Here is a 7943-nt window from a genome sequence, read left to right on the forward strand (position 1 = left end):
CTTGACGCTGAACCAGGTCACCCTGGCTGGCAACGGTGCACACGGCGGGCTGGGCAACAGCAGCGGCGGCGGCGCCGGCCTGGGTGGCGCCGTTTTCAACTACAACGGCGTGCTCACCATCCGTTTCTCCACCCTGGCCGGCAATACCGTGCAGGCCAATGGCGACGACAACCCGGCCGCGCAAGGCGGCGCCATCTATAGCCTGGGCGATTCCCAGGCCGCCTGCAGTGCGGGTGGCAACATCAGCTGCACCCGCAGCGGTGCCTCGCTGCAGATGCAGGCCAGCATTGTCCAGGACAGCGTGTTCGAGCCGGCCACCAAACAGCCCGCTGGCAGGGACGTGGTGCTGGACCTGCGCAATGGCGGCACCAGCGATGCCAGCGGCAGCAACAATCTGCTGGGCCTGGCGCAGGCCCTGAACAATGCCGACATCAGCGCCCTGGCCTTCACCACGGGCAACCCGCAGCTCGGCCCCCTGGCCAGCCACGGCGGCCCCACCCAGACCATGTTGAACACCACCGGCAGCCCGGCACTGGACGGGGTGGCCTGCACGGCCGCACCCGGCACGGACCAGCGCGGCGTGGTCAGGCCCCAGGGTGCGCGGTGCGACATCGGCGCCGTGGAGGCGAACGTCTTCCAGGCGGCATTGACCGTTCTGACCAGCGGCGCGGGCGGCGTATCGGCGCAGGCCTCCCCGCCTGCAGCCACGGGTGCCATACAGGACTGCGGCCGCCCAGGCGGCCTGTGCCAGGCCGGCTATGGCTACTTCGAAGGCGCGCCCACCCTGGTGACCCTGGCCGCCACGCCCGACGCTGGCCATGCCTTTGCCACCTGGGGTGATGCCTGCAGCGGCAGCACGCCCACCTGCAGCGTCACCATCGATGCAGCCAGGAGCGCACAGGCCAGCTTCACGGCCTTCAGCGTCACGGCAAGCCTGCCCTCCGGCACCTACGGCACGGCCTACAGCCAGCCGCTGGCGCCCGTGCCCGGCGGCGGCGTGGGGCCGTTCAGCTACAGCGTGGGCGGTTTGCCCGCAGGCTTCAGCCAGGCCGCCGGCACCCTCTCGGCTCCAGCCACGCAGGCGGCAGGCAGCTACAGCTTCACGCTGACCGCCACCGATGCCAACGGCGCCACCACCGAACCCGCAGCCGTGACCGTGGTGATCGGCCCGGCAGCCACCAGCGCCCACCTGTCGGCCTCCCCCGCTGCGCCAGGCCATGGCCAGAGCGTGACTTTCAGCGCCCAGGTCACGCTGCCTGCCGGCGCCAGCGGCACGGTGGATTTCTTGAACGGAACGCAGGTGCTGTGCGCCAGCGTTCCGGTGACCGGCGGGCAGGCCAGCTGCAGCGTGCCCCGGCTGCCACCGGGCACGGCCACGGTGCAGGCGCGCTATGTGCCCGGTGATGGCAATACCTCCGGCTCGGACAGCAACACCGTGACCGTCACGGCGGCCCCCGCACCATCTGCGGCGCCCATTCCAGCGCTGGGCGCCGGGGGGCTTGCGCTGCTGGGCCTGCTGACCGCAGCGGGCGCGGCGTTGTCGCGCAGGATGGGCACTTCACGGAAAATCGGCGATGGCACATCGCCACGCACCCCCAGGAGTTCCCCATGACCGCATCCGCAAGCCGGAGCCCGCTTTCACGCCGCAGCCTGCTGGCCGCCAGCGCAGCCACCGGCCTGGCCCTGTGCGAAAGCGCCCTGGCCGCCCCAGCCGCCCCCGGGAAAAGCACCGAAGCCGCCGTGCTCACCATCAGCGGCCCCGGCGTGCGCGGCAACCGGGGGCCGCTGGACCCGGTGGCCGATCTGCTGCTGAAAAACCATGGCCTGGCCTTCGACTCGGCCTGGACCACTGGGGCCGGTGCGCTGGAGCGCCTGCCCACGGTGGAGATCACGCCCCATATCGAATACGACGGCCAGCCCCACCGGCTGCGCGGCCCGCTGCTGGCCACCGTGCTGCAGGCGGCCGGCGTGGACAGCGCCGCCGCAGCGGCCAAGGGCCAGTGGATCACCCTGCAGGCCATCGACGGCTACCGCGCCCAGCTGCCGCTGGCGCAGGCCCTGCAATGGCGCATGCTGCTGGCCACGCACATGGACGGCCGGCGCCTGGGCCTGGGCGGCCTGGGCCCGCAATGGGCCATGTACGACGCCGACCGCATTGCCGATCTGGCAGGCAAGCCCCTGAAGGAACGCTTTGCGCAGGCGCCCTGGGGGCTGTACCACATGGGGCTGCACGCGCAGCAACCCCAAGGTTGAACCTGGCTTCAGAGCGCGGCAGAACGCGCATTTGGAGTACCATTTCGCGATCCCCTCGGGGGATACGGGCTTGGCGGCCCGAAACAACGTAGGCGCAGCAGCCGCACGCCTTTTTCACGAGGCAGCGGCTTTTTTCATCTTCCCGGTGCTGCGCCGGGCACGGTTCCGTTTTGGCGGGGCTGTGCGGGACCTCCGCAAGGGGGTGCCGGTCCTACGTCCGGTCCGCCAACCTGCACAGTCCTGCCACCTCTCTTGGCGGAGTGGCGGCAGGCTCTTTATGTCACGTAGGAGCTGCCATGGCTGACATCACTCCATCCGGCGAAACAGTTGCCACCCCTCCCTCTTCCACCCTAGGCCCGCCCGGGGAAGAAACCAGCCTGTACTACCCCATTTCCGAATACGAGGTCTATCGCATCAAGGACTGCATGCACCAGATGGGCCTGGTGATCGACCTGTGCTGCATGGCCGGCCCAGACCAACAACTGAACGACCTGGGCGGGCTGATGAGCTTCCTGACCGCGCAGCAGCGCGCGCTGCGGGGCACGCTGCAGACCGTGCAGGCGCGCAAGGCGACGCCGGGGCCGGCCTGTGATCCGGACCCCGGGGGTTGATCAGGCAAGGTGCTGGTCGAAGAAGGCCAGCGTGCGGTCGCGCGCCTGCAGGGCGCTGGCCTCGTCGTAGGCGCTGCGCTGGTCGCAGTTGAAGCCGTGGTCGGCGTCGTACAGGTGCACCTGCACATGCTTTTGCGCCTGGGCGAAGGCCTGCACGGCGTCCACGGGAATGTGCGCATCGCGCCGGCCGAAGTGGGCGATGACGGGGCACAGCGGCTCGCGGCCCATCTCCAGCGGCGTGGTCATGCCGCCGCCGTAGTAGCAGGCCGCAGCCGACAGGCTGGGCAGGTTGCAGGCCGCGCGCCAGGCCCACAGGCCGCCCCAGCAAAAGCCCACGATGCCCACCTTGCCGCCGGGCACCAGCGTGGCGGCATGGGCGATGGCGGCCTCGATCTCGGGCAGCACGCCGGGCTGGGGCAGCGCCTCGGCGGCGGATTTCAGCGCCATGCCCTTGGCACGGTCGGCGTCGCCGTAGCCCAGGTCCACACCCGGCTCCACACGCGTGAACAGTGACGGCGCCACGGCCACATAGCCCCGCGCCGCAAGCCGGTCGGTCACGGCGCGGATATGGGCGTTGACGCCGAAGATCTCCTGCAGCACGACGATGGCACCGCGCGCGGGCACGTCGGGGCGGGCCACCCAGGCCGGCGAAGACGTGCCATCCAATGAAGTCAACTGCACAAAACTGCCCATGTCCGCGTTCCTTTCTGTCTGAGAACCTGTTGTGATTTCCCGGTGGGCGGACGCGCCCCGCAATGCTGTAATGGCGGCGGGCCGGCCCGTGCGGCAATTCTTTCACAGGAGACATTCGATGGAACGAAAAGTCGTGCTCATCACCGGCGGCAGCCGCGGCATAGGCGCCGCAACGGCACGCATGGCAGCTCACCGGGGCTGGGACGTGGTGATCAGCTACCAGCACCAGCGCGATGCGGCCGAGGCCGTGGTGGCCGACGTGCAACTGGCCGGCACCCGCGCGCTGGCCGTGCAGGCCGATGTGGGCGACGAAGCCGAGGTGCTGGCCCTGTTCGGTGCGGTGGATGCGCAGTTCGGCCGGCTGGATGCCCTGGTCAACAACGCCGGTGTGGTGGACCGCGCGCAGACCGTGGCCGAGATGAGCGTGCAGCGGCTGGAGCGCATGTTCCGCGTCAATACCATCGGCAGCTTCATCTGCGCGCGCGAGGCCGTGCGGCGCATGAGCACCCGCCACGGCGGACGGGGTGGCGCCATCGTGAACGTCTCCAGCATCGCTTCGCGGCTGGGCGCACCGGGCCAGTACGTGGACTATGCGGCCGCCAAGGGCGCGTTGGACGTGATGACGCTGGGCCTGTCCAAGGAAGTCGCCGCCCAGGGCATACGCGTGAACGCCGTGCGGCCCGGCTTGATAGAGACCGACATCCACGCCAGCGGCGGACAGCCCGACCGCGTCGAGCGCCTGGCGCCCAACGTGCCCATGCAGCGCGGCGGCAGGGCCGAGGAGGGGGCCGACGCCATCCTCTGGCTGATGTCCGACGGCTCGCACTACACCACGGGCAGCCTGGTCGATATCTCGGGCGGCAACCTCTAGCTCCAAGGCAACCATGGACCTCAAACCGCTGATCACTTTGGTGGCCATCATCAACCCGCTGGCCATCGTCCCCTTCTTCATCCACTACACCGAGGGATTCAGCGCCCAGCAGCGCCAGCAGACCATTCGCACGGCGGCGCTGGCCTCGTTCTGCGTGATCGCGGCCTGCGCCATCATCGGGCTGCAGGTGCTGGACTTCTTCAATATCTCGCTGCAGAGCTTCCAGGTGGGCGGTGGCCTGCTGCTGCTGATCAGCGCGATGAACATGCTCAACGCCCGCCCGGCCGAGGAACGGCCCAACGCGCCCACGCTGGCGGCAGGCGCGGAAAAGGCCGCCATGGGCAACAGCATTGCCGTGGTGCCGCTGACGATTCCGCTGCTGACGGGGCCGGCCTCCATGTCCACCGTGGTGATCTACGCCGACCAGGCACGCACCATCTGGCAGCACCTGGCGCTGGTGGGCTATGGCGTGGTAGTGGCGCTGGTGGTGATGGTCTGCTTTTCGCTGGCCGACCCGATTGCGCGCGTGCTGGGCAAGACCGGCATCAACGTGATGACGCGGCTCATGGGCCTGATCCTGGCGGCCCTGGCCGTGGAGGTGATGGCGGGCGGGCTGGTGAAGATCTTCCCCATCCTGGCATCGCCCGCGATCGTGCCCTGAGCGGGCTGGCTGACTGGTGGCCTTACTGCCGGTTCAGATCGGTTCAGGCCGGCTCAGGCCGGCACGGCCCGCGCGCGGTCGGCGCTGCCGTCGCAGGCACCGCCGCAGCCCGTGATGGGCTGCTCGGGCAAGGCCTCAGGGTGCGCCAGGGAACCCGTGGCGGGATCGAAGCCCGCACTGCGCAGATGCAGGGCCAGCGCCGCATCCATGGTCTGCGCATGGTGCACGAACCAGGCCGCCAGCTCGCCCGCCATGCTGCGGATCACGGCCAGATCCCCCGCTGCCGCCTTGGCCGCCCCCTCGCGCATCACCTGCAGCACCACCTTGTGCTGCAGGCTGTGGCAGTTGGTGCTGGTGAACCGCGTGGACTGCATCCAGCGGTCTTCCTGGTCGAAATGCACCTGCGTATGCGCGATCAACTCATCCCAGCGCGCGCACAGCTGCGCATCATCGGCCGCCTCCACCTCGGCCAGCAGCAGCACGAACTCCTGGTGCACCTCGTCCATGGCCGGCAACTCCAATGCCAGCGCTCCGCTCCATTCCAGCACGGCCATATGCTTCTCCTGCCTTCATCGTGAAAGCCTGCAGCTTAGGAACAGCACCGCCCAACCCGTTTGACCCACATCAGCCAACCCGAAAACAGCAAAGCCCCGCGAGCGGGGCTTGGTCAAGGCGGATAAAACTGGCGCGGCCAAAAGGCCAGGGGCACCGGGCAAGAGCCGCCTCGCGGCGAAGGTGCCGTCCCCCTCCCCCGCGAAGCGAGTAGAGAGGGGGAAGCGGCGTCAGCCGCTCAGGGGGAGCTTACTGTCCATATTTACGCTTGGCATCCGCCACGCAGGCATCCTTGGCGTCACCGCTCATGGTGTCGCAACGGGCCTTGGCAGCCTTGTAGTCGGCTTCGCGGGTTTCCTCGGCAGCGTCCTTGCGGGTCTCGGCCACGTTGGCGGCCTTGGCGGCAGAGTTGGCGGCAGGTTCGGCCTGGGCCTTGTTCACCTTGGCGGCTTCGACGGCACGCACATGGGCAGCCTTGGCATCCTTCACGCAGACGTCCTTGGCGTCGCCCTTGAGGTCATCGCACTTTTCCTTGGCGATGTCGTAGTCCGCATCAGCCTTGGCCTTGAGTGCCTTTTCACTGTTCTTGGGCGAAGGATTGCGGCGCGATTCCAGTTCGGCCTTGGCGACGTTTTCCTGGCCCTTGGCCTGCTTCTCGCAGACGTCCTTGGCGTTGTCCTTGAGCGGCTTGCACTGTTCCTTGGCAGCCTTGTAGTCGGCCTCGATCTGGTTCTTGGCGGCCGTGTGCTCGGCATTGGTCATGGCCATGGCGCCGGAGGCCATCAGGCCCAGGGCGACGGCGGACAGCATGTGGCGAAAGCGTTGCGGTGTTTGCATGATGGAACTCCTTGTATTTGTACTGAACTGGCCCTTGGTGCCTGCGGCGGCGGGCCTTGGGTGCATGCCCTGGGGGCATGCCGGCTGTCGAGGAGCGGATGGGGGCGCCGGCCAGGGCGACCAGCCCATCCGCAGTCCACCCTCGTCAGTCTTCGAAGCGGAAGTCGGGGTTGCGCTTTTGCCAGTCGGTCAGCTGCTTTTCGGCAGCGTCGCGGGCCAGGCCCTGGCGCTCCTGCAGCTTGCCCAGGAATTGCTCGCGCTTGCCGGCGATCACGTCCAGATCGTCATCGGTGAGCTTGCCCCATTGCTCACGGATCTTGCCGGTGAATTGCTTCCAGTTGCCCTTGATGCGGTCTTCATTCATGGCTTGTTCCTTTCAGTGATGTTGAAGTCGTGCCGTGCAATCAGGCCTTGTTTTTTCAAAGCCGCGATCTGCATCAGCGACGGTTCCACTGTAAAAAACCTGCGCGCCGCGCGCCGTAGTCTGGACCTAGTGTTGACGGTCGTCCCAGGGGCAGCCGAGACGGTGGGATCGGGACTACAGCCCCTGACGGACGCGCGGGAAGCGCTGGGTCAGGCGCGGCCCGCCCCTGCCCTGAGTACCCAGCCTTTTCCCCGTATGTCCGCACCTGCGCCGTGGCGGTTGCGGGGTTGCAAGCCTGCCGAAGGACAGGCTTGCTTCGTGATCTGACCTTTCTTGGCGAATCAAGAAAAGGGCAGTCGGCTGCCGGGCCGAGACCCGGCCTCGAAAAGCAACCATCCGGCAGGGGCAGAAAAAGTCCACTTGCTTGCAGAGCCAGTTGCCGAAAACAAAAAACGGCCAGCGGATGCAATGCACCCACCAGCCGTTCTCAAGAGAATGGATGGGCTGGAAATCCAGCAGCAGCTCAGTGCCCCTGCTGCCCCAGCCACGCATCGATCTGCGCAATGGCCGCATCCGTGGCCTTGGCCAGGGCCTGGGCGCCGCCCGCCGCATCGCCCGAAGCTGCAGGACTGCGCACCTCGAACACCTTCTGTCCGAGCAGGCGGTCCACGGCACCGCTTTGCTCGACCAAGGTGGCGCGCAGGCGCACCACGCCGGCACTGGAGCCGGGCGCATCAAAGACCTGGCTGAACTCTTCGATGTCCACGCGCAGCAGCGTGGGCACGGCGCCTTGCAGGCGCGGCTGGGCCACGCTTTCGCTGCTGGCCAGCACGGGGCGCTGCAGGCCCAGTTGGCTGCGCAGGCGCTGCTGCAGCAGCAGTGCAGGGGGCTGGCTCCAGCGCGCCAGCTGGTAGGGGCGCAGTTCCTGGCCGTTGGCATAGGCCAGGCGGTAGAACATGGCCGTGCTGCCGTCGGACAGGGCGGGGGCCTCCACATCGGCCAGCGCCAGCGGCGTGCGTGCCTGCGGGGCGGCGGATGTGGTGGACTGCGCGGGCGTGGACAGCGGCGCCAGGCCGAAGTCATAGCGCGCGGGCTACGCGG

The 7943-nt window shown here is 68.3% G+C and carries 10 protein-coding genes; 5 read left to right on the plus strand and 5 right to left on the minus strand.

The genetic code is table 11. The annotated features are described in order from the left end of the window. From L995_RS27320 to L995_RS27330, 3 genes are all read left to right on the plus strand, one after another. On the plus strand, positions 1-1612 hold a 1612-nt coding region (locus L995_RS27320; protein ID WP_047474487.1), incomplete at its 5' end, for an Ig-like domain-containing protein. Continuing rightward, positions 1609-2253, plus strand: coding sequence for a molybdopterin-dependent oxidoreductase (locus tag L995_RS27325; protein WP_016448527.1), 645 nt, complete (start codon positions 1609-1611; stop codon positions 2251-2253). The genes L995_RS27320 and L995_RS27325, both read left to right, overlap by 4 nt. 296 nt (positions 2254-2549) lie before the next feature. Beyond that, positions 2550-2864, plus strand: a complete 315-nt coding sequence (locus L995_RS27330) for a hypothetical protein (RefSeq protein ID WP_047474489.1) — start codon at positions 2550-2552, stop codon at positions 2862-2864. Here L995_RS27330 and L995_RS27335 read toward each other — a convergent pair whose 3' ends face one another. Further along, the gene (locus L995_RS27335; RefSeq protein ID WP_016448529.1) at positions 2865-3557 is read right to left on the minus strand and encodes a dienelactone hydrolase family protein; all 693 of its coding nucleotides are present in this window, start codon (positions 3555-3557) and stop codon (positions 2865-2867) included. It abuts the gene before it with no gap. A gap of 118 nt (positions 3558-3675) precedes the next feature. Here L995_RS27335 and L995_RS27340 point away from each other — a divergent pair, with 118 nt between their 5' ends. Beyond that, positions 3676-4428 (plus strand): SDR family oxidoreductase, encoded by a 753-nt coding sequence (locus tag L995_RS27340; RefSeq protein WP_047474490.1) that lies wholly within the window; start codon positions 3676-3678, stop codon positions 4426-4428. Positions 4429-4441: 13 nt separating this feature from the next. Further along, the gene (locus L995_RS27345; protein WP_016448531.1) at positions 4442-5089 is read left to right on the plus strand and encodes a MarC family protein; all 648 of its coding nucleotides are present in this window, start codon (positions 4442-4444) and stop codon (positions 5087-5089) included. A 53-nt stretch (positions 5090-5142) separates the two neighbouring features. On the opposite strand, the gene L995_RS27350 is transcribed toward L995_RS27345, so the two are convergent. The 4 genes from L995_RS27350 to L995_RS27365 form a co-directional block, all read right to left on the minus strand. Next, positions 5143-5643 (minus strand): hemerythrin domain-containing protein, encoded by a 501-nt coding sequence (locus L995_RS27350; RefSeq protein WP_034365659.1) that lies wholly within the window; start codon positions 5641-5643, stop codon positions 5143-5145. A gap of 247 nt (positions 5644-5890) precedes the next feature. Then, entirely contained in the window at positions 5891-6478 is a 588-nt protein-coding gene (locus tag L995_RS27355) for a hypothetical protein (protein ID WP_016448533.1), read from the minus strand. 145 nt (positions 6479-6623) lie between these two features. Then, on the minus strand, positions 6624-6842 hold the full coding sequence (locus L995_RS27360) for a CsbD family protein (RefSeq protein WP_012202308.1): 219 nt from the start codon (positions 6840-6842) through the stop codon (positions 6624-6626). A 523-nt stretch (positions 6843-7365) separates the two neighbouring features. Continuing rightward, the gene (locus L995_RS27365) at positions 7366-7914 is read right to left on the minus strand and encodes an ABC-type transport auxiliary lipoprotein family protein (protein ID WP_331428963.1); all 549 of its coding nucleotides are present in this window, start codon (positions 7912-7914) and stop codon (positions 7366-7368) included. Positions 7915-7943: the final 29 nt, after the last annotated feature.

The sequence above is a fragment of the Delftia sp. ZNC0008 genome (genome assembly GCF_000799035.1).
Lineage (GTDB): Bacteria > Pseudomonadota > Gammaproteobacteria > Burkholderiales > Burkholderiaceae_C > Comamonas > Comamonas tsuruhatensis.